Source organism: Acidiluteibacter ferrifornacis, from assembly GCF_009909615.1.
In the GTDB taxonomy this organism is placed as follows: domain Bacteria; phylum Bacteroidota; class Bacteroidia; order Flavobacteriales_E; family Vicingaceae; genus Acidiluteibacter; species Acidiluteibacter ferrifornacis.
Map to the genome: position 1 here is coordinate 325,290 of NZ_WWNE01000006.1, position 25,783 is coordinate 351,072.

The 25,783-nt window shown below is 37.0% G+C and carries 21 protein-coding genes; 13 read left to right on the forward strand and 8 right to left on the reverse strand.

The window, feature by feature from the left end:
- The first annotated feature begins 21 nt into the window (after positions 1 to 21).
- The 4 genes from GQN54_RS07880 (at position 22) to GQN54_RS07895 (ending at position 4,344) form a co-directional block, all read left to right on the forward strand.
- A complete protein-coding gene (locus tag GQN54_RS07880) occupies positions 22 to 1,320 on the forward strand; it encodes a hypothetical protein (protein ID WP_207554854.1) in 1,299 nt (432 codons plus the stop codon).
- Positions 1,317 to 2,948, forward strand: coding sequence for an amidohydrolase (locus tag GQN54_RS07885; protein ID WP_160632984.1), 1,632 nt, complete (start codon positions 1,317 to 1,319; stop codon positions 2,946 to 2,948). Before GQN54_RS07880 ends, GQN54_RS07885 begins: the two co-directional genes overlap by 4 nt.
- Before the next feature lie 17 nt (positions 2,949 to 2,965).
- The gene (locus GQN54_RS07890) at positions 2,966 to 3,739 is read left to right on the forward strand and encodes a hypothetical protein (RefSeq protein WP_160632985.1); all 774 of its coding nucleotides are present in this window, start codon (positions 2,966 to 2,968) and stop codon (positions 3,737 to 3,739) included.
- An 89-nt stretch (positions 3,740 to 3,828) separates the two neighbouring features.
- The gene (locus GQN54_RS07895; RefSeq protein ID WP_207554855.1) at positions 3,829 to 4,344 is read left to right on the forward strand and encodes a DUF4399 domain-containing protein; all 516 of its coding nucleotides are present in this window, start codon (positions 3,829 to 3,831) and stop codon (positions 4,342 to 4,344) included.
- A gap of 84 nt (positions 4,345 to 4,428) precedes the next feature.
- Here GQN54_RS07895 and GQN54_RS07900 read toward each other — a convergent pair whose 3' ends face one another.
- A complete protein-coding gene (locus tag GQN54_RS07900; RefSeq protein WP_207554856.1) occupies positions 4,429 to 4,926 on the reverse strand; it encodes a cupin domain-containing protein in 498 nt (165 codons plus the stop codon).
- Between the two features lie 75 nt (positions 4,927 to 5,001).
- Here GQN54_RS07900 and GQN54_RS07905 point away from each other — a divergent pair, with 75 nt between their 5' ends.
- The 6 genes from GQN54_RS07905 to GQN54_RS07930 all read left to right on the forward strand — a co-directional run bounded on the left by GQN54_RS07905 (position 5,002) and on the right by GQN54_RS07930 (position 14,721).
- Positions 5,002 to 6,765, forward strand: a complete 1,764-nt coding sequence (locus tag GQN54_RS07905; RefSeq protein WP_160632986.1) for an AMP-dependent synthetase/ligase — start codon at positions 5,002 to 5,004, stop codon at positions 6,763 to 6,765.
- 115 nt (positions 6,766 to 6,880) lie between these two features.
- The gene (locus GQN54_RS07910) at positions 6,881 to 7,318 is read left to right on the forward strand and encodes a MarR family winged helix-turn-helix transcriptional regulator (protein ID WP_160632987.1); all 438 of its coding nucleotides are present in this window, start codon (positions 6,881 to 6,883) and stop codon (positions 7,316 to 7,318) included.
- Positions 7,319 to 7,336: 18 nt separating this feature from the next.
- Positions 7,337 to 9,745, forward strand: a complete 2,409-nt coding sequence (locus tag GQN54_RS07915) for a 3-hydroxyacyl-CoA dehydrogenase/enoyl-CoA hydratase family protein (protein ID WP_160632988.1) — start codon at positions 7,337 to 7,339, stop codon at positions 9,743 to 9,745.
- 43 nt (positions 9,746 to 9,788) lie between these two features.
- Positions 9,789 to 10,961, forward strand: a complete 1,173-nt coding sequence (locus GQN54_RS07920) for an acetyl-CoA C-acyltransferase (RefSeq protein WP_160632989.1) — start codon at positions 9,789 to 9,791, stop codon at positions 10,959 to 10,961.
- A gap of 21 nt (positions 10,962 to 10,982) precedes the next feature.
- Positions 10,983 to 12,749: an acyl-CoA dehydrogenase family protein gene (locus tag GQN54_RS07925; protein WP_160632990.1), complete on the forward strand. Its 1,767-nt coding sequence runs from the start codon at positions 10,983 to 10,985 to the stop codon at positions 12,747 to 12,749.
- Between the two features lie 142 nt (positions 12,750 to 12,891).
- Positions 12,892 to 14,721, forward strand: coding sequence for a T9SS type A sorting domain-containing protein (locus tag GQN54_RS07930; protein ID WP_160632991.1), 1,830 nt, complete (start codon positions 12,892 to 12,894; stop codon positions 14,719 to 14,721).
- A 4-nt stretch (positions 14,722 to 14,725) separates the two neighbouring features.
- Here GQN54_RS07930 and GQN54_RS07935 read toward each other — a convergent pair whose 3' ends face one another.
- Genes GQN54_RS07935 through GQN54_RS07950 form a run of 4 tightly spaced genes read right to left on the reverse strand, consistent with a single transcriptional unit; the run spans position 14,726 to position 18,112 of the window.
- Positions 14,726 to 15,985 carry a mechanosensitive ion channel family protein gene (locus tag GQN54_RS07935; RefSeq protein WP_160632992.1) on the reverse strand — a complete coding sequence of 420 codons (1,260 nt, stop codon included), beginning with the start codon at positions 15,983 to 15,985 and terminating at the stop codon, positions 14,726 to 14,728.
- Positions 15,986 to 15,993: 8 nt separating this feature from the next.
- Positions 15,994 to 16,725: a hypothetical protein gene (locus tag GQN54_RS07940; RefSeq protein ID WP_160632993.1), complete on the reverse strand. Its 732-nt coding sequence runs from the start codon at positions 16,723 to 16,725 to the stop codon at positions 15,994 to 15,996.
- 43 nt (positions 16,726 to 16,768) lie between these two features.
- A complete protein-coding gene (locus GQN54_RS07945) occupies positions 16,769 to 17,101 on the reverse strand; it encodes a hypothetical protein (protein WP_160632994.1) in 333 nt (110 codons plus the stop codon).
- A gap of 3 nt (positions 17,102 to 17,104) precedes the next feature.
- On the reverse strand, positions 17,105 to 18,112 hold the full coding sequence (locus GQN54_RS07950; protein WP_160632995.1) for a M23 family metallopeptidase: 1,008 nt from the start codon (positions 18,110 to 18,112) through the stop codon (positions 17,105 to 17,107).
- Positions 18,113 to 18,349: 237 nt separating this feature from the next.
- Between GQN54_RS07950 and GQN54_RS07955 the strand changes: the two genes are divergently transcribed.
- The 3 genes from GQN54_RS07955 to GQN54_RS07965 all read left to right on the forward strand — a co-directional run bounded on the left by GQN54_RS07955 (position 18,350) and on the right by GQN54_RS07965 (position 21,948).
- Complete coding sequence (locus GQN54_RS07955; protein ID WP_160632996.1) at positions 18,350 to 19,363, forward strand: SRPBCC family protein; 1,014 nt, start codon at positions 18,350 to 18,352, stop codon at positions 19,361 to 19,363.
- Positions 19,364 to 19,443: 80 nt separating this feature from the next.
- Positions 19,444 to 20,352, forward strand: a complete 909-nt coding sequence (locus GQN54_RS07960) for a hypothetical protein (RefSeq protein WP_160632997.1) — start codon at positions 19,444 to 19,446, stop codon at positions 20,350 to 20,352.
- A 75-nt stretch (positions 20,353 to 20,427) separates the two neighbouring features.
- A complete protein-coding gene (locus GQN54_RS07965) occupies positions 20,428 to 21,948 on the forward strand; it encodes a histidine kinase dimerization/phosphoacceptor domain -containing protein (RefSeq protein ID WP_160632998.1) in 1,521 nt (506 codons plus the stop codon).
- 3 nt (positions 21,949 to 21,951) lie between these two features.
- Here the strand turns inward: GQN54_RS07965 and GQN54_RS07970 are convergent, their stop codons facing one another.
- The 3 genes from GQN54_RS07970 to GQN54_RS07980 are packed head-to-tail and all read right to left on the reverse strand — an operon-like array spanning position 21,952 to position 25,719.
- Complete coding sequence (locus tag GQN54_RS07970) at positions 21,952 to 22,200, reverse strand: hypothetical protein (RefSeq protein ID WP_160632999.1); 249 nt, start codon at positions 22,198 to 22,200, stop codon at positions 21,952 to 21,954.
- 4 nt (positions 22,201 to 22,204) lie between these two features.
- Positions 22,205 to 24,346 (reverse strand): methylmalonyl-CoA mutase, encoded by a 2,142-nt coding sequence (scpA, locus tag GQN54_RS07975; RefSeq protein ID WP_160633000.1) that lies wholly within the window; start codon positions 24,344 to 24,346, stop codon positions 22,205 to 22,207.
- A 5-nt stretch (positions 24,347 to 24,351) separates the two neighbouring features.
- Positions 24,352 to 25,719 carry a methylmalonyl-CoA mutase family protein gene (locus tag GQN54_RS07980; RefSeq protein WP_160633001.1) on the reverse strand — a complete coding sequence of 456 codons (1,368 nt, stop codon included), beginning with the start codon at positions 25,717 to 25,719 and terminating at the stop codon, positions 24,352 to 24,354.
- Positions 25,720 to 25,783: the final 64 nt, after the last annotated feature.

Below are 25,783 nucleotides of genomic sequence, written 5' to 3' on the forward strand. Positions count from 1 at the left end.
TTTTTAAATTACTTTTGAATCATGACTTTAGTGATTCAAATTTTAGTATTTATCCTCTTTGCGATATGCTTTGCATGGATCATTAAATCTTTCGATTTTTTTCGACTAGTTGGAATTCCCTCTAGCATAGTGGTGGGTACTTTTTTTCTTAAAGTAGCTGTTGGAATAGGTTTGTGGGGGCTATACACTTATGTATTTACTGAACGTGCAAATGCTGACATCTACAAATATTACGATGATGGCTACCTACTTTTCCTCCAATTGCGTGATCAACCAGTATTAGCTTTTAAATTCTTTTTTGGGATAGAGGACGAAAAAATAACATCTCTTATGCATGACACTATGCACTGGAATCGAGATTATAACTTCGGTGTTTTGAATGATAATCAGACTATGATTCGGTTTAACTTCCTAACCAGTTATTTTTCTCATGGATTTATACACTTACATACTTTATTCATCAATTTTCTATCCTTTATAGGGCTGGTGGCATTGTACAAAACAATCCATAAACAATTGGATCTACCAGCATTTGTGTTGTACTTTGCAATCTTTCTGGTTCCTTCAACGCTTTTATGGGGTTCGGGTATTTTAAAAGAAGGATTTCTACTCTTTTCATTAGGATTTTTCTCTTTTACCTTCTTTAAATGGTTATCCAACCCTTCCATTCGATACAGTTATTTTCTCATGATTGGAATAGCATTGCTAACTATTATTAAGCCTTACGTATTTTTATCCCTAATTCCTGCAATCATAGCAGCAGTGATAGTTAGATTTACCCAATTAAAACCTATTATTTCCTACTTAAGCATCATCACTTCAGGCTTTATAATATTCGTCTTTTTCAGAGAACTTCACTTATTTGACTTATTTGATTTGTTGCAGCAAAAGCAAACAGCGTTTTACAATGTAGCTCAAATCAATGGAGCAGGCAGCGCTATTTCCACTCCTTCCATACAAACACCAACTGAGGCCTTGATTGCCATTCCTGAAGTATTGATTAACGTGCTTTTTCGTCCCTTCATCACTGAAGTTCATTCTATTTTCTATTTGCTTGCTGCAGTTGAAAACCTATTGCTATTGATACTAATCGTTACAATGCTTTTCTTTTTTAAGAAGCCAAAGGCCAATCAACTTAACTTTTTGTTTTTTGGATTGTTTTTTACATTGATTTTAGGAACACTTATCGGATGGACAACACCTATTTTGGGCGCTGTAGTTCGATATAAAGTCCCATTTTTGCCCTTTTTATTTGCACTTATTTTTTCATGTATTGATTTTAATAAAATCAATCAAAAATTCAACTTATCTATCCGATGAAAAATCTGATACTCATTTTAATTTCTTCTCTTTTTATGACATCTTGCTATAAATCAGAAACAGTCGATTTAATTATTCATAACGCAACCATTTACACCATGGATGAATCCAACTCTATGGCGGAAGCTATGGCCATAAAAGATGGAAAAATTATCGCCATCGGACCAGAGAACCAGATCATGAATAAATACTTTGGTGAAAAAACCATTGATGCAGGCACTCGACCAGTTTATCCAGGTTTCAACGATGCACATTGTCATTTTTTTTGGTACGGACGTTCTTTTCAGGAAGTCGACCTTTCAGGTGCTAAAAGTTGGGACGAAGCCGTGCAAAGAGTCGTAGACTTCGCCAAAGGAAAGTCCTTAAAATTCATCGGTGGAAACGGATGGGATCAAAACTTATGGGCGGAACAAGCTTTCCCTAGCAAACATAAATTAGACAGTCTTTTCCCGAATACACCGGTTCTATTAAAACGTGTAGACTCTCATGCGGCTGTTGCCAATCAAGCAGCGTTAGACATGGCAGAAGTCAATGAAACTACCTTTACAGAAGGTGGAATTTTCAAAAAAGAGAACGGTAAATTAACAGGTCTTTTAGTAGACATGGCGATTACCTATGTGGAGCAAAAATTACCTCGATACTCCGATGAAGAAGATCAGAAATCATTATTGACCGCTCAAGAAAAGTGTTTCGAAAAAGGGTTGACTACGGTGGCTGATGCCATGTTAGAAAACAAGATGATTCACCTCATCGATGACTTACAGAAAGCAGGGAAACTAAAAATGCGCATCTACGGAATGGCGACACCTTCAGAAGAAAACTTAGCTGAGTATTTATTGGATTCTGCATACAAAACAGATCGTTTGCACATTGGTGCGATTAAGTTCTTTGCTGATGGGGCTTTGGGTTCTCGAGGAGCAAAATTGATCGAGCCGTATTCTGATGACTCCACCAATTCGGGACTATTCTTGAATGATTCAGCCTACTTACAAGACATGGCACATAAGATATATGAATCAGGGTTGCAAATGAATACACATTGCATTGGAGACGACGCCAACCGACTGATGTTAAACATTTATGGAAATGCATTAAAACAAGTCAACGACCGAAGATGGAGAATCGAGCACGCCCAAATCGTTCATCCAGATGACATGGAATTGTTTAGAAAGTACACTATCATTCCTTCGGTGCAGCCAACACACGCTATTTCGGATATGGGTTGGGTAGAAGATAGATTAGGCGCAGAGCGTTTGAAAGGGGCTTATGCCTTTAAAACCTTGCTTTCACAGAATGGCTTATTGCCGTTAGGAACAGATTTCCCAATTGAAAAAATAGATCCTTTATTGACCTTTTACACTGCAGTGGTGCGTAAAAACACAGAAGGCAAACCTGTGCAAGGCTTTTTACCTGACGAGGGTTTAAGTCGTTTAGAGACCTTGAAAGGAATGACCATTTGGCCGGCAATAGCCAGTTTTGAAGAAAACGAAAAAGGAAGCTTAGAAGTTGGAAAGTATGCCGATTTTATTCTGCTCGACAAAGACTTAATGACGGTAAAAGAAAGTGAAATATTGTCAACAAAAGTAGTGTATACGGTTGTTGGTGGTGAAGTGGTTTGGGGAGAGTGAAACTAAAAATTAGCAATATGAAAAAGATCGCTCAGATAATGCTGATTAGTGTTCTAGTTAGTTGTTCGAATAATTATGAGAATGTCCTTTTAGAAGAAATAACAAACAAAAGCATCTCTTTAGCTCTTGAATCAGCAATGGATCATCGTAATGAAATTGAATACAGTTTCAATGAAAATCCTGAAAAAACAGGACCTTTTTATAAACTATCTGTAGCTAATTTTGAGAGCTCCATGCACTTTTTGGACAGAATAGATAGTTTTGAAATTTCTCAATACAAGGATACCCTAAAGCAATTATTAACTGATTACAAAAATCTTAGAGACACTCTAATTCAAACAATTAAATATGCAGGTTGTAATTCCGATTCGCTCTGGAATTTTGAAATTGATGGAGTCTCAAATGATAACAGTTATCTAATGAAACTAAATATTGCCTTTCTTAATCAGCTTTCACAGCGATGTCTTTCATCTGGAATTGATGGTTGTAATATGAAATTCCTAACACATAAGATATTTACTAATCAAAGTAATAATGACACTTTTAAAATACAGTTAAACTCTCCAGGAATTCAACTCCAAGATAAACGATTTATAAAAATAGATTCCGTGAAGTTAAATGGGGTTATTATAGAATCTCCTTTTACAATTCAACCTAATTATGCTTTTAGCAATTTGGTAAGTAATAAATTAACTAAAGGAAAGTATGAAGTCTTTGGGAAAGTGAACTTTTTCCCATTAGAAGAGATTAAATTGACCAGAGAATTCACTCATTCTTTTGAACAAGAATAAATCAGCAAGTTGTTCAACCTGCATAAAAGAAGCATTCTTGCAGGAATAATTTATTGCCTAATTTTAGAAAAAATATAAAATCAACAATTATGAAAAAAATAAATGTATTAGCAATTGCTTTAGGCTTATTTGTAGCTTCTTGTGGAGAGACACCAAAAGCAACTGAAGAAAAAGAAATGCAAAGTGAAGAAATGCACAATGATCATGCAGGTCATGACCATGAAGCGATGATGGAAAAAGCCGCTGATTCAGAACCGGTAGCTATTCCTGAGGGAGCTAAAGTCTTCTTCGTTAACCTAACAGATGGTCAGAAAGTAAAATCACCAGTAAAAATTCAATTTGGTGTAGAGGGCATGGAAGTAGAACCTGCCGGTGCTCTAAATGCAGGCAAAGGACACCACCACATCATTATTGATGGTGCTGCTTTAGAAAGAGGAACTGTTGTTCCTGCTGATTCATTAAACATACACTATGGACAAGGGCAAACTGAAACGGAATTGGTATTGCCAAAAGGTGAGCATACATTAACCATGCAATTTGCTGACGGTTATCACCAAAGTTACGGAGAGCAGTTGAGCACGACGATTAAAGTGATCGTAGAATAAACAACAAATCATATAATTCAAAAGCCACTCAGAAAACTGATTACTCAGAAACTGTGTGGCTTTTTTATTTTGTTTCACATACTCTTACTCCCGACAGAACCTTCCAATCAACTCAGCATGCTTTGGAAATTCTTGCGATAACTCCGCCTTTTTCGCCAATTCAAAATCCTTGAAATCAAACCCTGGAGAAACGGTACAGCCGACTAAAGAATAAGTTCCTAAAGATTCACTAGCAAACCAAGCTCCTGCAGGAACTATTGCTTGTGGTGTTTGCCCCTTTTCTAAATCTAACCCAATAGAGAGTTTAGTATAACTTCCGTCTAATGCTATTACATGAACAATTAAAGGATCACCATAGTAGAAATGCCACATTTCATCAGATTTTATTCGGTGAAAAGCAGAAAAATTTCCTGCTGTGATTAAAAAATAAATTCCAGTCGCCAGACTTCTATCGCCTTTCATCCCTGCTTCCATAATATCAGCCGAAACAGTAGTTTCGGACCGATACACTTCTTTAAAAAATCCTCCTTCAGGATGTGGCAATAAATCAAGATGATCTACCCAATAGTCTACTTTTTTCATAATTCTTCACATTTGCGTTTCACAAAACTATCATTAGAAAGTGATATATTTATGCAAAATAAATCACTCGTGAAGATGGAAAAGCAACTTACAAGAATATTTGATCTGCATTATCATCAGCAGAATAACTATAAAAAAGAAGATTCATTAACGTCAAAAGTTAATGGAAAGTGGGAGAAAATTAGCACCGACGAATTCATTTCGATGGGTCAGAAAATGAGTATGGCCTTTCTAAAAATGGGGTTAAAGCCTGGCGATAAAATTGCCATTATTTCCAATAACCGATCAGAATGGCACATCACCGATTTAGGAATTACCCAAATGGGTGGAATTAGTGTTCCTATTTATCCTACCATCACAGAGGATGACTATGCCTACATTATGAACGATGCCGAAATTAAATGCTGCTTTGTTTCGGATGCCGACCTATTTCAAAAAGTAAGCAACATTAAGAGTCAAGTTCCTTCACTAGAAAGTGTTTATACTTTTGATCAAGTAACAGGCGCCAAAAACTGGAAGGAAGTTTTAGAGTTAGACGCCAATGGTGACTTTAGTGCTGTTCAAACCATAATGGATGGTATACAAACGGAAGATTTAGCGACTTTAATTTACACTTCAGGGACAACTGGAAGACCAAAAGGAGTAATGCTTTCGCATAAAAATTTAGTTTCCAATTCTCTTTCCTCCCGAAAAAGACTGCCTTGCGACCATAACAGCAGAGCCCTAAGCTTTTTGCCATTGTGCCACGTGTACGAAAGAATGGTGGCATACATGTACATTTACGTGGGTGTATCTATTTATTATGCAGAGTCGATGGAAACCATTGGCGACGATTTAAAAGATGTAAAGCCACAGATATTTACAGCCGTTCCTAGATTATTGGAAAAGGTTTACGATAAAATCATGGCCAAAGGAATGGAACTAACTGGAATTAAAAGAGCATTGTTCTTTTGGGCTGTTGGTTTAGGGCAACGATATGAAATTGAAGGAAACAATCCATTCTTTAATTTCCAACTGAAATTGGCGAACAAAATCATCTTTAGCAAATGGAGAGAAGCTTTGGGTGGGAATGCCCTAGCAGTAGCTTCAGGTGCAGCAGCATTACAACCTCGTTTGGCTCGAATATTCTTAGCTGCGCAAATTCCAGTGATGGAAGGATATGGTTTAACAGAAACCTCCCCTGTAATCTCAGTAAACTGTGAAGAAAATAATGGTGTAAGAATTGGGACTGTTGGACGTCCTTTAGATGATGTAACTGTAAAAATTGCAGAAGACGGAGAAATTTTGGTGAAAGGCCCGAACGTAATGATGGGCTACTACAAGAAGCCCGAAGCAACAGCAGAAGTATTTACCGAAGATGGTTTCTTCAAAACGGGAGACATTGGGGAGCTAAGCGCAGACAACTTCTTAAAAATTACCGGTCGTAAGAAGGAGACCTTCAAAACCTCAGGTGGTAAATACATTGCGCCACAGGTTATTGAAAACAAAATGAAGGAATCGTCCTTTATTGAGCAGCTAATGGTAGTGGGAGAAGGAGAAAAACACCCTTCAGCAGTTATTCAACCTGCTTTCGACTTCTTGAAAGATTACTGCAAAAGAAAAAACATACCCTTTACTGATAATGCATCCATTGTAAAGAATCAGAGAATAATTGATCGAATTCAAAAGGAAGTAGATTTTTACAATGAAGGATTTGCAAAGTATGAGCAAGTGAAACGATTCATCCTAGTTCCCGATGTTTGGGGAATAGATTCTGGAGAAATGACGCCAACAATGAAAATCAAACGTGCCGTAGTTAAGGCTAAGTACCTCGATCAAATCGAAGCCATCTATAGGTAAGCTAATTAATCCCTTCTTAAAAAATTTTAAGAAGGGATTTTTTTTAAAATAACCCCTCATTACTATGCATGCATAATATAAAATTGTTATATTTGTTTCCATTCAAGTCAAATAGATGAAACCAAACGAAACTGTAGATTACCACATCAAAGTAAATTGGCATGCATTGACCAATTTATACAATGGAATTGCCGCTGAGCATGGATTAACTCAAGCTACGGGATTTGTCCTCTTAAATATTGAAGACTACACTGGGACTCCAGCCACAAAAATTGCTCCATTAATGGGAATGAAAGCAACTAGTTTGAGTCGGATATTGAAGAATATGGAAAACTCCGGACTTATTGAAAGAAAGGGTGACAAATCAGATGGAAGAATGGTAAGGATTCACCTCACAGAAGAAGGAGTGCGTAAAAAACAAATTGCCAAGCAAGTGGTAAAAGACTTGAATGAATACATTATCAAAAATATTCCTCAAAAGAAGTTGGAAACGTATTTTGAAGTAATGGGGAATATCAATGATTTAATAGCTAATTATAAAGAAACTAAATAACCTAAAAATTAATATTTTATGGCGACAAGAAGAATAAGAAAGGTAGCAATTTTAGGCTCAGGAGTAATGGGTTCACAGATTGCTTGCCATTTCGCAAATATTGGTCTCGAAGTTCTGCTTCTGGATATTGCTCCAAAAGAACTGACAGCTAAGGAAGAAAAGCAAGGGTTAAAACTAGATGATTCCGCAGTAAAAAACAGGATAGTCAACGAGGCGTTGATGGCGGCTTTAAAATCTAGCCCATCTCCTATTTATAGGCAATCTTTCGCCAAAAGAATTACCACAGGAAATATGGATGACAATATGAAAGATATTGCATCAGCAGATTGGATAATAGAAGTAGTGGTAGAGCGATTAGACATTAAAAAAATCGTTTTTGACAACGTAGAAAAATTCAGAAAAAAAGGAACCATTATCTCTTCGAATACATCAGGAATTCCAATTCATATGATGTTAGAAGGAAGAAGCGAGGATTTTCAAAAGCACTTCTTAGGAACCCACTTTTTCAATCCACCTAGATACTTAGAATTATTAGAAATCATTCCTACTCCTAAAACAGATCCAGCAATAGTTGACTTTTTAATGGACTATGGCAGACGATTCTTAGGAAAGAAATCAGTGCTTGCGAAAGATACTCCAGCATTTATAGCCAACCGAATTGGAGTTTACTCCATTATGAATCTGTTCCACACGGTGAAAGAGATGGGCTTTAAAGTTGAAGAAGTAGACAAATTAACTGGTAGCATCTTAGGACGTCCTAAATCGGCTACTTTCAGAACTTGCGATGTAGTTGGATTAGACACATTGGTTCATGTAGCAAATGGTGTACGGGAAAACTGTCCAGACGATGAAGCAAAGGACATGTTTGCGATACCTGGATATGTTCAACATTTATTAGACAACAAATGGCTAGGGTCTAAATCCGGTCAAGGATTTTATAAAAAAGTTAAAGGTGCAGACGGACAAAGCAATATATTGTCGCTAAACTTAGAGACTCTAGACTATGAAGAGCAAACGAAAGTTCGCTTCGACATTATTGGAAAAGTTAGAGAAATTGAAGATGTTCGTGAAAGAACCAAACTACTCATCGAGTCTGACGGTAAAGTTGGTGATTTCTTTAGAGCAAATTTCTTGGGCTTATTTGAATATGTTTCGAACAGAATTCCTGAAATTTCAGACGAATTATTCCGAATTGATGATGGTATGAGAGCGGGTTTTGGATGGCAATTAGGACCATTTGAAGCTTGGGACGCGCTGGGCTTAGAAAAAGGAGTCGAGTTGATGAAAGCCAATGGCCAAAAGCCAGCAGCTTGGATTGATGAAATGATAGCAAGCGGTGCAAAAACATTCTACAAAGTAGAAAACGGAGCGAAATACTATTATGACATTCCTTCAAAAGGATACAAAGTTATTCCAGGTACGGAAGACTTAGTGGTATTGGATAACTTAAGAGCTGCTAATACTATTTGGAGCAACAAAGGAACAACAATCGTTGATTTGGGAGATGGAATCTTGAATTTAGAGTTTCATACCAAAATGAATACGATTGGTGCCGAGGTGATTCAAGGAATCAACAAAGCAATTGATTTAGCAGAAGCTGACTACAAAGGTTTAGTAATTTCAAACACCGGGCAGAACTTCTCAGCAGGAGCCAATGTAGGGATGATTTTCATGATGGCAGTAGAGCAAGAGTATGATGAATTGTCATTCGCAATTGCTCAATTCCAAAAGACAATGATGCGTATAAGATACAGTGCAATTCCAGTAGTTGCTGCTCCTCACCAAATGGCGTTGGGTGGTGGTTGCGAGTTGTGCATGCATTCAGACAAGGTAGTCGCTCATGCAGAATTATATATGGGATTAGTAGAATTTGGTGTTGGTGTGATTCCTGGTGGTGGTGGAACGAAAGAATTCGTTCTTCGATTATCTGACAGTTTGAAAGAAGGAGATATCCGAATCAATGCAATGAGAGAGCGTTTCTTGACGATTGGACAAGCTCAAGTTTCTACATCTGCATATGAAGCTTTCGACAAAGGCTATTTGCGTGAAGGAGTAGATGAAGTGGTTGTAAGCCGTGAATTTCAATTGAAGCGTGCTAAAGAAGCTGCAATTGCATTGGCAGATAAAGGATATAGCCAACCTGTAGAACGAACCGATATCAAAGTATTAGGAAAAGAAGGTTTAGGAATAGTATACGTTGGAGCCAACTCAATGAAATCAGGAAACTACATTTCTGAGCACGATGCATTAATCTCTGAAAAATTAGGTTACGTTATGTGTGGTGGAGATTTATCTGAAATCACTGAAGTTTCTGAAACCTACTTATTAGAGTTAGAACGAAAAGCATTTGTAGAATTATGTACCAAAAAGAAAACATTGGAACGACTACAAAGTATAGTGACTAAAGGAAAAGTTCTTAGAAACTAAATATAACTGAATCGAAGTTTTTACAACTTAAAAAGACAACAACATGGAAGCATATATAGTAGCAGGATATCGATCAGCGGTAGGTAAAGCAGGCAGAGGGCAATTGCGCTTTACTCGACCAGATGATATCGCAGCGCAAGTAATCAAACATTTAATGAAGGACAATCCTCAAATAACATCTGACCATATTGATGATGTAATTGTAGGAAATGCGAGTCCTGAAGCGGAACAAGGACTTAACGTAGGTCGTTTAATTTCACTGATTGGTTTAAACAATATTACTGTTCCGGGGATGACAGTAAACAGATACTGCTCTTCAGGATTAGAAACGATTGCGATTGCAGCAGCAAAGATTAAAAACGGTATGAATCACTGTGTAATAGCCGGTGGTGTAGAATCAATGAGCTGCATGCCGATGGGAGGCTGGAGAATTGTGCCTAATGCCGATGTAGCAAAAGATAATCCCACTTACTATTGGGGAATGGGGTTGACTGCAGAAGCGGTAGCAAAAGAATACAATGTGAGTCGTGAGGAGCAAGATCAGTTTGCTTACGAATCGCATATGAAAGCATTGAAAGCTCAAGCTGAAAATCGTTTTGCAGATGACATTGCACCGATCGAAGTAGAAGAAAATTACTATGACAACGGGAAAAAGAAGAAAAGAAATTATACTGTTACAGTTGATGAAGGACCAAGAGCAGGAACTAGCGTGGAAGCACTGTCGAAGTTACGACCAGTATTCGCCAATGGAGGTTCTGTAACAGCTGGAAATTCATCACAAACCAATGATGGAGCTGCATTTGTTTTAGTGGTTTCGGAAAAGATGGTAAAAGAATTAAACTTAAAGCCAATAGCTAGATTAGTGTCTTATGCTGCTACAGGTGTAGATCCTAGAATCATGGGAATAGGACCTATCAAGGCAATCCCGATGGCTTTAGAACAAGCAGGACTTAAGCTAGAAGATATCGATTTGATTGAATTAAATGAGGCTTTTGCCTCTCAATCCGTGGCAGTAATTAGAGAACTTGGATTGGATAAATCTAAAGTGAACGTCAATGGTGGAGCAATAGCCTTAGGACATCCACTAGGTTGTACAGGAGCGAAACTAACCGTTCAAGTATTGAATGAATTAAAAAAGAGAGGCGGCAAATACGGCATGGTAACCATGTGTGTAGGTGCAGGGCAAGGTGCAGCAGGAATCTTTGAATTATTATAGAAACATCTAAAATTTACAACAATGAGCAATAGAACAAAAGGTGGAGAGTTTTTAATTAAAGAAACAGACCCAAAAGACATATTTATCCCTGAAGATTACACGGAAGAACAACACATGATTGCAGACTCATGTAAAGAGTTTTTAGATGCAGAAGTATTTCCAAACTTAGACCGCATAGATTCTATGGAAGAAGGTTTAATGCCATCACTTCTAGATAAGGCCGGGGACCTTGGATTATTGGGAATATCAGTACCTGAGGATTTAGGTGGTTTTGGAAAAGGATTTGTTACATCTATGTTAACTGCAGAAGTAACAGGTGCAGGACACTCATTTGCTGTAGCATTATCTGCACACACTGGTATTGGCACTCTCCCAATTTTATATTATGGTACTGAAGAGCAAAAAGCAAAGTACATTCCAAAATTAGCATCAGGTGAATGGAAAGGATGTTACTGCTTAACTGAGCCTAGTGCAGGATCAGATGCCAACTCAGGAAAAACAAAAGCAGTTTTATCTGACGATGGAAAGCATTATATTTTGAACGGACAAAAGATGTGGATTACCAATGGTGGATTTGCGCATGTGTTTACTGTATTTGCCAAAATTGGAGATGATGACAATCTATCTGCTTTCATTCTGACAAAAGACATGGAAGGGCTTAGCTTAAATCCAGAAGAGAAAAAACTAGGAATTAAAGGCTCTTCAACACGACAAGTATTCTTTAATAACGTTAAAGTTCCTGTAGAAAACCTTTTGGGGGAAAGACAGGAAGGATTTATGATTGCATTAAACATTCTCAATATTGGTCGAATAAAATTAGCAGGAGCAGCATTAGGTGCTGCGAAAATGGCAATTTCAAGATCTGTAAACTATGCGAATGAAAGAGAACAATTTGGCAGAGCGATCTCTAAGTATGGTGCCATTCGATATAAGCTAGCCGAGCAAGCTATCAAATGTTTTGCAACCGAATCTGCTTTATACAGAGCCTCACAAAGTATAGAAGATGAGATTGAAAATTTAATCTCTGAAGGAATGGACAAGCAAAAGGCCACTTTAGAAGGTATCAAACAGTTTGCTGTTGAATGTGCCATTTTAAAAGTACACGGTTCAGAAACATTGGATTATGTAGTAGATGAAGGTGTTCAAATTTATGGGGGAATGGGTTATTCTGCAGAAGCTCCTATGGAAAGAGCATATAGAGACGCCCGAATCAACCGAATATTCGAGGGTACCAATGAAATTAACCGTATGCTTTCTGTTGATCTTATGCTAAAAAGAGCAATGAAAGGGGAAATCGACTTGATGACACCTGCTATGAAAATTGCAGAAGAATTAATGGAGATTCCTGATTTTGACTTTGACGACTCAGCGGCTTATGCCACAGAAACAAGATTAATCGCAAACTTCAAAAAGGCAGTTTTACTTGTAGCAGGTGCTGCGGCAAAAACGCTAATGCAACAATTGGCCAAAGAGCAGGAAGTTCTAATGAACATTGCTGACATGATGATGGAAACCTACATCGCTGAATCTACATTACTGAGAATTCAAAAATTAGGAGAAAATGCAACTGAAGAACAAATTGCGATGATGAAAGTGTACCTATATGATGCGGCTGATAGGATCGGAAAAGCTGGTAGAGACGCTATTCAATCATTTGCTGATGGAGACGAGCTCAGAGCAATGATGATGGGAATGAAACGTTTTACAAAACATGAACCATTCAACGTAAAAGAACATAGAAGGGTAGTAGCTGCAAAGCTAATCGACAAAAACGAATATTGTTTTTAGTAGTTTTTAATTAGAATGAAAGGTAAAAAGCCTGCCAGAACCAATTTAAGGTGTCTGGTGGGCTTTTTCAATTCTATCAGATAGCAAAAAATTTTTCCCAATTCAACTATATCGTTACTTTTGGAGGTGCTACACTATTTCTATGAGGCTAACTTTTTTAATTCTTATCTTATTTGTTCATTTCAGTGCAATTAGCCAATTTGGTCCAGGAGGGGTCGGTAATGTTACCAATAATGGATTATGGCTTAAAGCCAGTAATTATTATGGCACGAGTGGCGATCCGGTTGCTGTTTGGAACGACACTTCAGGTAATAACAACGATGCTATTCAGTTAATTACATCACAACAGCCAGTCTATTACTCAACTAGTTCATTAAATAATCAACCTATCATTCGTTTAGATGGTTCAAACGACCAAATGCAGGTTGCAGATGCAGACATCCTTGACAATAGTGCTGGACTGACCTTTTTTGCGGTTATTCGAGGAAGTAATATTGATGGTACTCCGAGAGGAATATTGGGAAAAAGAAGAGATTTCAACACGTCTACAAACTACTCCTACACTTGGTTTTTCCATACAGGGAGAAGCCTATTTACAGATATAGAAACCCAAAACAATCGATTTTCAACAGCCGCAACATATTCGAGTGGTACCAATTATATTCTTTCACTACGGTATGATGGCACAAGCCCCTCTTCAAGTAGAGTTCGCGTGTATACAGGTGAAACTTTAAGTGCCACCGGTACTGAAGCCTCTGCCACCATTGGAAACAGTAATCAACCACTAACACTAGGTGCTCTTAATAAGGACTATAGTTCATATTTAGGTGCTGACTATGCAGAAGTAATCCAATATAATTTTGCTGTAAACACCGCTCAAAGGATAATCATTAACAACTATTTATCAGCTCAGTACAATATTAGCCTTAGTGCAAATAATGTATATATAAATGATGAAGTTGCTAATGGAAATTATGACTATGAAGTGGCAGGAATCGGACGAGTAGATGCTTCTAATATTCATAGTGACGCTCAAGGTAGTTCAGCACCTCGATTCTTAAATCCTACGGACTTAAACGATGGAGAATTTATGCTATGGGGACATGATAATGCTACCGGCAATGAATATTCAGACATACCTGCCGGCATTGAAGGTAGGATGAATAGAGTTTGGCGGATTAGTGAACGGAATACGTCTGGAAGTTCAGTAGATGTGGGAACTGTCGACCTTCGTTGGGACCTGAGTAAAGGAACTCCAGCGACTGCTGCACATTTGCGATTGCTTATTGATACAGATAACGACGGTCTTTTTAGTGACGAAACTCCTATCTCAGGAGCTACAAGTTTAGGGGGAAATCAATTCGAGTTTAGTGGAGTTTCTCTAATTAGAGATAGTTTAAGATTTACACTGGCCTCTATAGATACAGCCAACACCCCACTCCCTGTAACTTGGCTAAATTTTTACGGAGAGTTTACTGGATACCACAACTTACTAAAATGGACAACTATCAGTGAAATTAACAACGACTTTTTTTCTATCGAAAAAAGTAAAGACGGGAATAGTTGGGAAAAAATAGGAATTGTTTCAGGTCACGGAAACTCAACAGAAAGAATCAACTATCAATTCACTGATTTCTCTCCAAACTATGGAGAAAACTATTATCGTTTAAAGCAAGTAGATTTTGATGGAAAGAAAGACTATTCAGAAGTAATAATAGTCAATTCATCTTTCAATTCAATTTCCAGCATCTATCCAAACCCTGCGAACAGCTCCGTTACCATCAACACTGAAGCAATAGAAATCATTACATTACTTGATGCATTAGGCAGAAAAATTGAAGTACCTAGCACTATTTCTTCTAATAAGATAGTATTGAATACCAGTTTGTTAAAAGAGGGGTTGTACTTTATACGTACGGTCGAGAAGATAAGTGGAAAAACCACCACTACAAAAATCCTAATTCAGCATTAATTCATTAGTCACCTTGGAGTTTCCTAAAATCAGAACCTGAAGGATTTTGAAAAACTTGTAAATCAAATTGAGGAACAACCGAAAGCAGGTGATCCATAATATCAGATTGAATCGCTTCATAATTTTCCCACGCTATATCGCTCGAAAAGCAATAAATCTGCACAGGAACTCCCTTCTCATTTGGTTCTAATTGCCGCACCATAATGGTCTGATTTTTATCCACTTTGGGGTGCTTTTTCAAATACCTTTCTGCATACGCCCTAAACGTTCCTAAATTGGTCATCCTCCTTCCGTTAGAAACATGAGAAGTGTCTACCTCATTTTCTTGATTGTATTTTGCAATTTCAATTTCCTTTTCTTCAACATATTTGCTGATGATGTGAATATTTTTGAAACGTTCAATCATCTCCGGAGATGCAAATTTGACTGAACCAATATTGATAAAAATAGAACGAGCAATTCTTCTTGCCCCTGTTTCTTGCATCCCCCTCCAATTCTTAAATGAGTCGGAGATGAATGAATAAGTAGGAACAGTACTAATTGTTTTGTCCCAGTTTCGAACTTTTACTGTGGTCAAATTTATTTCCAATACATCTCCATCGGCGCCGTATTTATCCATTTGCACCCAATCTCCTACGCGAATCATATCGTTTACCGATAATTGAATGGAAGCAATAAAACCTAAAATAGTATCCTTAAATACAAACAGAATTACAGCAGTCATAGCTCCTGCTGCACTAAAAAAGTAAATCGGCGACTTACTAACTAAGACTGACAAAATCAAAACAGTAGCGATTATGCCAATAACAATTTTTGTTAGCTGAAAGTAACTTTCAAGGGGTTTATCCTTGAAAAGCTGATAATCGGAAAGGATTAATTGAGCTGCATTTAAAAATCGATTCAACATAATCAATACGACTACAATCAGATAAACATCATTCAATCGTATGACGTAATCCACAAAAGTGGGCAAGCCTTTAAAGATGATAGGCACCAAAACTTCAATAAGCAATACAGGGGCCAAGTGGGCTACAGCATAAAAAAACTTTTTCTCTACTAAAATGTCATCCCAGTGAGTTTTGCTTTTAGCGGCTACTGTGCTCACAATTCGCACCATTGTCAATCTTGAGATTCGATCTGCAAGCATGCAAAGTATAACTAGGAACAAGCCTAAGAGCAAGTAATTTAGATAACCTGCAGTTGTTTCAGAAACCCCTAGGCTAATAAATTTCTCGGTAAAATAGCGGGTGCTTTCTTCAATCATTGGATATTCTATTTTCTTTTTGTTTTTCTCTCTGGATCTTCGTGAAAAAAGTATCTAAAATCTAAAGTGAGATAACTTCCATCAAGGTTAAATGTAGACAATGCGTCATATCTTAATGAATTATAACTATCTCCATCTCTGTAATAACTAACGTCTGTTCTTGCAATATCAAAAAATGGACGATGATAAGAGGCTCCAATGTATATATAGCCATTCTTATAAGTCCTGTATTCGTAACCTACATTGGCCAACAACGATGGAACCAACCATTCCTCCCTAGAGGTATACTGCCAATAGTATTCATTCCAAGTTTCTAAATCGGAGGGAAAAAAATCAATCGATGCTCCAAATGCAGTATTCAAAAAGGAGTTCTCCCCCAACTGGATATAGACTAAGGCCAATATGGGGATATCGTAAGATATAAATCCAAAATCTGAACTTAACTCCTGCCCTCCATCTTGTATCAATAAATCATAATTCCTTCGAGTAAAGTTTATTCCTCCTTCTAATGAAAACATTTTCGAAAAACCGTGTCTCGCAACCATTCCGAAACTAAAACCTGTTTTTGCAGACAAGGTAAAGTCCACATTGTTTGATTCTATTATCTCTTCATCAAACCCTATAATACTCATTGGAACAATAGGTTTCAGTTGAACTCCAAATGTGGTTACATCCTTTTGAGAATACCCACAAATTACAAATGTGATAGAGACGAAAAATAAAAGCGTTTTGACTCTCATAGAAAACAAAATTAAGATAAATAAAACCAATAAGAGCACGTATTTAGCTTGCTTTTATTGCACCATAAATAGCCAAAGTCACAGCTGTAATTGTTACTATTAATAACAAATATTTGAAAAACGGCACGGTAATAAAAGGCTCTCTAAAATGTCCATAGGTTAAAAAATTTAACTTTTTGGCTAATTTGAAATCTCCCTTCATTACTCCAAAATAGACACGCCCATCCCCTTCTTCGTCTACTTGCCTTTCATGTTTAATTTTATTTTCGTTCAGTAAATTCTGAAAGTATACTGCATGTTCAGGATCCTTAAAAAAGAATACCATTTTGTTTCGATTAGTCGGATGATCTTGATAATTAATATGGGTTAAAGACATAGGTTAGTCGATTCGCAGTTTTTTCCCAATTCTAAGTGTTGATTTTCTGTTAATCCCATTGAGTTCACACAACCGTTGAACACTAGTTCCGTAACGGTTTGCAATTTTAACCAAAAAATCGCCTTTCTGTACGGTATAATAATTTATTCCTGCCGGGAAGCAAGTATAATTCCCCCATTTGTTGGCCATTAAAACTATAGAGTCACTTTCTAATCGATTAGCATTAAACTCAATAATGCTTCTAGGATTGAGCGGTCTTCCTCTAAAACGAACTTCAAAGTGCAAATGACTACCTGTTGAGCGTCCTGAACTTCCTCCCAGCCCCACTACTTGTCCGGCCTCTACTACATCTCCTGGCTTAACCTTTAGTCGATGTAAATGAGCATATAAAGTTTCCAATCCATTATAATGCCTCACTACTACTACTCTGCCATAGGTTGGATGATGTCTCGCAACTCGGACCATACCATCAAATGCTGAATGAACTGGATCCCATACTTGCAAATCGATATCAATTCCATGATGACTTCTACCATCTCTCCAACCATAGTTAGACGTAATCAATCCTTTAATTGGTGGGTAAAAAGTGCAATTGTTGATCGAGTCCTGTAATACCAATGTAATTTTTTCTTCTTCTGAAGAAATGATTGGATGCATCTTATAATTATCCCAATTTCCATAAAATGAATTAGATGGATACTCAGAATCATCATAAAATCCGCTCAAAGCAACTGGAACTTCTTCTTCTTCTTCTTCAAGCGCAATCTCACCTACCACTTCTACCAATTGCTTCAACATTTCAGAAGGTAGCTCCTTTTGATCCAAAAGAGAATCAATCAACTGTATTAATTGGGAACCCGTTAAGTCTCTAACAGAAGAAGCTATGGAAGAATTACTATTAAAAACCAACGCTTTAACCGTATCACTACCCAAAGCTTCAGTGGCGTTTATATGGCTTATCGGAAGAATAAGATATCCAATAAAGCAGATTACAAATTTTAATTTATTCAATTCAGTCAATTTACTCAACACTAAAGACTAATGTTCTAAATTGGGGTTAGTAGAGGAATAGGCACTTTTTACAACCAGCTAATCTAATTAAAGTTGAATAAAAAAGTATAAATAAAATGTTAAAATTTTAATGTTATAAATTATCCACGGTACAAACTGAATTAATATGAGTTTAAATCGAATTTTATTTATCAATTTTGATGTGCTATATTAGCTAAAAATCAACACCATTAAGCGATGAAAATTTTAAAAAGAATTATTACTATACTGCTCATTTTTATCGCCTTACTAGCGATTGCAACTTTATTCACTCCTTCTTCATTACAAGTAGAGGAATCTATCGTAATTGATGCCTCACCAGAAGTGATATACGATGAAATACTAGATTTTAAATCATGGTCAAATTGGTCTATGTGGCACCAAATTGATTCAAATATGAAAAATTACTATTCCGACTCAATGGGAGTAATAGGCGCTTTTAATCGTTGGGAAAGCAATCATCAGAAAGTAGGAAATGGAAAACAAACAATAACCAAATTAGAAGCAAATAGTCTTATAAGAACAAAAATGGAATTTGGTGGACAAGAATCAAACGATTACTCTGCTTGGTATTTGACACCTGAAGGTGAAGGCAAAACAACAGTAAGATGGACTTTTGAAGGTAGTGAAATGCCATTTACCATGCGCTTGATAAGTTATCTATTTATCAAAGATATGATTCACGATGCCTATATTATTGGATTGAGTCAACTGAAAGAAGTAGTAGAAAGTAAACCAAAAATTGTTGAGCTACCTGAAAACGTGTCAATAACAGAGGTTGAAGCAGAAATGATACTAGCAATACTTGACTCTACTGATGCCAATGGAGTTGGAGATAAATTAGCTGATTTATACAAAGACATATTGGTATATGCTACCATTAAAGGAATGAGTCAGAGTGGATCTCAATTAGCTTATTACCACTACTACAGCCCCGAAAAAGTAATTTTAGAAGCCGCGATTCCATTTGAAGGAAACCTTTCCGAGGAGGGTAGAATTAAATTAAAAGAGAAAAAGGCGGAGAAAGTGCTAAAAGGGGTTTTTTACGGCAATTATGATCAAACAGGAGAAATACATGAAATTATGGCGACTTATATAAATGAGGCGCAACTTCAAATCACTAACTCTCCATATGAAGTATACATTACAGACCCCACTATGGAAGCAGACACAACTTTATGGAAAACAGAGGTGTACTACCCGATCCAATAGATTAGAATCTTAAACAGATGAACGTCCATTTTGAAGTAAAATGGACGTTTTTTTATCCCTAAATTTGGTTAAAAAATAGCATGAAAGAGATTGTCCTAACAGCTCTATTTTGTAGCTTAATCACTTGTTCAAATACTGAAGAAAAACAGCCCTCTTCATTTGAGCCACAAGAAGCATTTTCGAAATATTGGTATTCCGGAGTTGCAGAGTTAAATCGTTACAAATTATCACAAGCCCGATACGGTGAACAAAGAGAAGGCGATGTGGTTCTAATATTTGTAACCGAAGACTTCCTCCTCAAAAAACAGGTTAAAGATGAAGATGCTAAAAATGAATTATCGACCTCAGTTCTAAAAACCAACTACATCAAAAAATTTACAACAGGGATTTATGACTATTCGTTGATGAGCTCGGTATTTACACCAATCAATTCAAAAGAATACCCTTCTACAATTAAGGTGACTACTTCATCTCAGGAGTGGTGCGGGCACACCTACTTACAACTGAATAAAAACAATACAGGATATCAGTTCTCAGGACACTCCTACTTTATGAATGAGGGAGATGAAGCGGGTAAATTTTCAAACATCCTATTGGAAGATGAATTATTTAATCGCATCCGAATTAACTACCATTCTATCCCAATTGGTGAACTTGAATTACTTCCCTCCACGCAATGGCTGAGACTATCTCATAATAAAGTTGTTCCTCAAAAGGCCTCAATTAGTTTATCCGAATTAAAAAAATCAGCGCAACACCTTGTACTAAAGGTTAGTTATCTCCACATAGAAAGAGAATTATCCATTACCTTTGAAAAGGCTTTTCCTCACAAAATATTAGGGTGGGAGGAATCCTATCCTAGTGGTTATGGAAACAATAAGAAAACCATGCAAACCTCTGCAATACTAGATACTACGATATTGTCGCCCTATTGGAATAAAAACACAAATAGTGATTTGGAACTAAGAGAATTATTTTTTTCTAAATAACTGAAAGTAAAACTTCAATAATTTTTAAATATAAAAATTTAGTTCTATCTTGATGCCCAAGCCGCTATCCATCCAATGCAGAAAATAAATAACCGATTCGGACTCCCGATAATTGTGGGTCTTATTATTACAATAATAGTAGGTAGCACTTCTCTTTTTTATATTAAACTGAGAAATGAGCATGAAGAATATGTAATTAATAAGGAACTGGAGAATAGAGTTCAAAATATTAAATCGGTCATAGAAGAATCATTATCTGACAAATTTTATTTATCAAAAGTTATAGCAAGTTATGTAAGCATTCATCCCAACATCGATCAAGAATCATTTACCGAATTTACAAAGGAAGTATACAATATCTCTAAGAAAGGGTTACTCTCAGTTCAACTCGTAAAAGATAGTATTATTCTATATAATTACCCGGAAAAAGGAAATGAAGTCACCGTAGGAGTTAATGTAAATTCATTACTCAAAGACAGAACTATTATTGATTATTCTAGGAAAAACAGAACCCCTTTAATTATTGGCCCTCGGGTATTACTACAAGGAAAAATGGGTTTAGTATACAGATATCCCATTGTTATAACTGACCCTAAAGACACATCAAAAACTCGATTATGGGGCTATTCTGCCATCGTTGTTGACTTAAAAGATTTGTTTAAAGAAGTAAAAAGTTTTGAATCAGACAATATTGATATTGGTTTAATTTCAGTCAATCAAAGTTTAAGTAAAAATGGTTATTTCTACGGAGATTCTTCCATATTAGACCTCAGTTACACAGAGGTGCCCATTGAGTTACCTAACGATTCGTGGAAACTTCAGGTCGGATTAAAAGACAGCACACCATTCATATTTAATGAGGAATCACTGTTGCTTTTCTTTTTACTCTTTTCACTTTTAATTGGATTACTTGCTGCGTTTTTAACTTATTCTATTCAGAACGTATATTACTCTCATAAAGCCCTAAACAGAAGAAACCAACTCATTCGGGCTCAACTCAATGAAAAATCGGCCATCATACTTGAAATCCACCATCGGATCAAAAATCATTTTCAAATGATTAGCAGCTTAAATCGCATCATCTATCAAAATGTAGAAAATCCAGAGGTTAAAAAAGCCATTTCTGATGTCAACAATAGGATTGGAACTTTAGCTACCGCCTATAGCCAACTTAATGAGTCGAACGAATTTCAAAGTGAAATGAACGTATACTTACCCACACTGGCAGAAAACCTAATCCATAGTGTTGCGGGTAACATTGAATTAGACCTAAAGATTGAAGATATTAAGCTGAATATAAAGAAAACTGTTTCGTTGGGTGTGATTGTAAACGAAATGATTATTAACACCATCAAATATGGGTTCCCCAATGGTCAATCAGGCATCATCTATATTTCATTGAAAGTCATCAAACATGAAATTGTACTAAAATACCTTGAAAATGGAGTTGGACTACCACTCAATATTTTTTCAACCTATGCTGACTCAACAGGCATATTATTGATTCAAACTTTTAGCGATCAACTCAATGGAACCATAGAACAAATCAACCAAGATGGGTGGCACGGTTATTACCTTAAATTTCCCCAAGCTTAGCTACTAGTCAGTCGGATTTTCTCTACTCAGGTCGTTTGCTAATTTTAGTATTGTCCGCTTCAACTCTTCATTCTTCATTCTCAAGGTATCCAATTGAGTTTCATAAGAAGCTATTCTACCACTTAGGTCAATTATTTCCTGTTGACGATCATCAATTTCTGCATGCAACTCACCTACTTGACTTTTTTGATAAAAAGAATAACCTGCCAAACCTAATGCAATCACTAACAAAGCAATGGATAAATATTTCATACTTTTAAGAATTAATTTCAATTAAAATGTTCAGTATTTCCTGCGCTGCCGCTGGAAGCTTTGTTCCAGGTCCAAAAATTCCTGCCACACCTTTCTCCCACAAGAAGTCATAGTCTTGTTGCGGAATAACACCACCAACAATCACTAGAATATCTTCACGGCCAAGCTTTTTTAATTCCTCCATCACTTGAGGCACTAGTGTCTTATGCCCAGCTGCTAAAGAAGAAATCCCCAACAAATGAACATCGTTTTCCACCGCTTGTCTTGCTGCCTCAGCAGGCGTCTGGAAAAGTGGCCCAATGTCTACGTCAAAACCTATATCTGCGAAAGAAGTAGCAATCACTTTTGCTCCTCGATCGTGTCCATCTTGTCCCATTTTTGCCACCATAATTCGTGGTCTTCGTCCTTGCATCTCCGCAAATTGATCTGCGAGTTGCTGTGCTTTTTCAAAATCTTTATCTCCCATTGCTTCTGTAGAATACACTCCTGATATAGAACTAATTCTTGCCTTATATCGTCCAAAAACTTCTTCCAAAGCCGATGAAATCTCACCCAAAGTTGCTCTTTCTCGAGCCGCCTCTACAGCAAATTCCAACAAATTACCTTCCCCTGTTTTTGCGACCTCTGTTAATTTCGCCAATTTTTCCTTGACCACGGAGGCATTTCGATTTGCTTTAAGTTTTTCTAAACCAGCAATCTGTCCAAGTCGCACTTTGGTGTTATCAATATCTAAAATTTCTATAGGCTCCTCCTGGCTAGGTGGGTATTTATTAACCCCAACGATAATTTCTTTACCTGCATCGATTCTAGCTTGACGCTTAGCTGCAGCCTCCTCTATTCGTTGCTTGGGTAGTCCTTCTTCGATGGCTTTTGCCATTCCTCCCAACTCTTCTACCTCAACAATGAGCTCCCACGCTCTATTCATCAACTCGTCTGTTAATTTTTCCACATAATAAGAACCTGCCCACGGATCTACACTTCTTGTAATATCCGTTTCTTCTTGAATATACAATTGCGTATTTCTCGCAATTCGTGCTGAAAAATCGGTTGGTAAGGCAATGGCTTCATCTAGGGCATTTGTATGTAGTGATTGGGTTCCACCTAATGCTGCTGCCATCGCCTCTATACAGGTTCTTGCCACATTATTAAATGGGTCTTGCTCGGTCAAACTCCATCCTGAAGTTTGACAATGAGTCCTCAATGCCATCGACTTAGCACTTTTCGGGTTAAACTCTTTCACTATTTTGGCCCACAGCATTCTTCCGGCTCTCATCTTGGCGATTTCCATAAAATGGTTCATTCCAATGGCCCAGAAAAACGAAAGCCTTGGCGCAAATGAATCAATGTCCATTCCTGCTTTTATCCCAGCCCTTAAGTACTCCATCCCATCTGCTAAAGTGTAAGCCAACTCGATATCGGCTGTAGCTCCTGCTTCTTGCATATGATACCCAGAAATACTAATGGAATTAAATTTGGGCATTTTTTGAGCAGTAAATTCAAAAATATCAGCTATAATTTTCATGGATGGCTGAGGCGGATAAATGTAGGTATTCCGAACCATGAACTCTTTTAATATATCATTCTGAATGGTTCCCGACAGTTGGTCTAATGAAACTCCTTGCTCCTCTGCTGCAACAATGTAAAAAGCCAGAATTGGTAATACAGCGCCGTTCATTGTCATAGAAACTGACATTTTATCCAATGGAATTCCATCAAACAAAACCTTCATATCCTCAATACTGTCAATTGCAACTCCTGCTTTACCAACATCCCCCACTACTCTTTCGTGGTCGGAATCATAACCTCTGTGAGTGGCTAAATCAAAAGCGACTGAAAGCCCCTTCTGACCTGCTGCTAAATTTCTTCTATAAAAAGCATTGGACTCCTCGGCCGTTGAAAAACCTGCATACTGCCTTACTGTCCACGGTCGCATTACATACATGGTAGAATATGGCCCGCGCTTAAACGGAGCCAAACCAGCTGCATAGTCCAAATGAGTTAAGGAAATGATATCCCTTGCCTGATAAAGTGGCTTTACTGCAATTTTTTCTAATGTATGCCAATCAGCACCTGCTACAACATTCTCTTGATGTTTATAACTCGAAACCAATTGGTCGTATGAAATATCTTCTATTTTTATCTTCATAATTTCTACTTTTCAAATGGTGTTGCCCATCGCACCTCATTCAGCGCTTTAAATTCAACGCTATTCACTGCTACTTCCTCTTTCAACTTTTGATTTCCCTTTTCTTCAGGCTGAAATTTATTGACCCCAATCATGACTTTAGATTGATTTTCCAACTCCTTTTGAATGGCCAATTTATTATTCAAAATTTCCTCTTGTATAAAATTCGATTTCAATGCAGCCATATATCCACCTTTTGACTCAATTAGTTGGAAGATATCCCATCCTTTTTTTGCCAATTCATCACTCATTTGCTCAATGTAATATGAGCCCGCACCGGCATCTGCTACTTTTGCCAAGTGACCTTCCTCCTTGACTACAATTTGAATATTTCTAGCGATTCGTAGGGCAAAATCTGAAGACTCTTCTAATGCGATGTCATGAGGTAAAACATTTAAATAATTACATCCACCAATTACAGCAGACATAGAGGCAGTAGTGGCACGAAGCAAATTAGTATATGAATCTGCACCGGAGTATACGATGGAAGCTGTTTCTGCAAAAATAGTAGGCTCTACTTGATGCCCATATTGCTGGCATAAACCACTATACAAAAATCGAAAAGCTCTAATCTTTGCGATTTCTAAAAAATAGGATGTACCAAAAGAAAAAGAGAATGCAATGTTCTCCAATACTACAGAAATATCAATGCCTTGTTTCGTCAATTGATCGATATATTCGTTTAATTGTGATAAGGCAAATGCAATTTCTTGCGACTCGTTACCTCCTGCATTTTTCACTATTCTAGCATCAATATGAATCAATTTTAAATGAGTGCATTTATCTCCATAAATGCTAATGATCTCCGCAAAATTATCCAGTTCCTTTCCTTTTCCCATTTTGGAGGAAGCTGTTAAAGGTGAGAAATCGATCAATCCACGAATAGAATCAGGAGCGATTGCTTTCTCCTCTATTAGTTGGTCCAGTTGCTTAAGTGTATCAGTCGAAACTTCCCCATGTAGATTCAACGCAATTGCATCAATATACACTCCTTTTAAAAGCGCCGCTAAATCCGTAGAAGAGTTCAACGCTATACCGATTCCATCTAAACCCTTCGAAAGTGCATCTAAAATAGTAGCATTTTTGGCTTGATTGCCCGCAAAGTTTTGTTGAATGATCCAATCGTTGGATAAAAAACGAAATCGTTCAGGCTTCGCTATTTTTTTAAAATCGGATGAACGATAGTACGGCTGAAAAGTTAATTGATTTGCATCATTCCATTCTAAGGTTTCTGCAAAATCCTTTCCTTTTAAATCTTTTATGATGAGCTCTTTCCACTCTGCATCAGTGATGGATTTGAAATCCTGAGCAATATCCAATTCTTTTTGATTCATAAAGTTACTTTTGAAACGTTTTACAAATTTATCATTCCTAACCAGAAAACACTACTACTTGGCA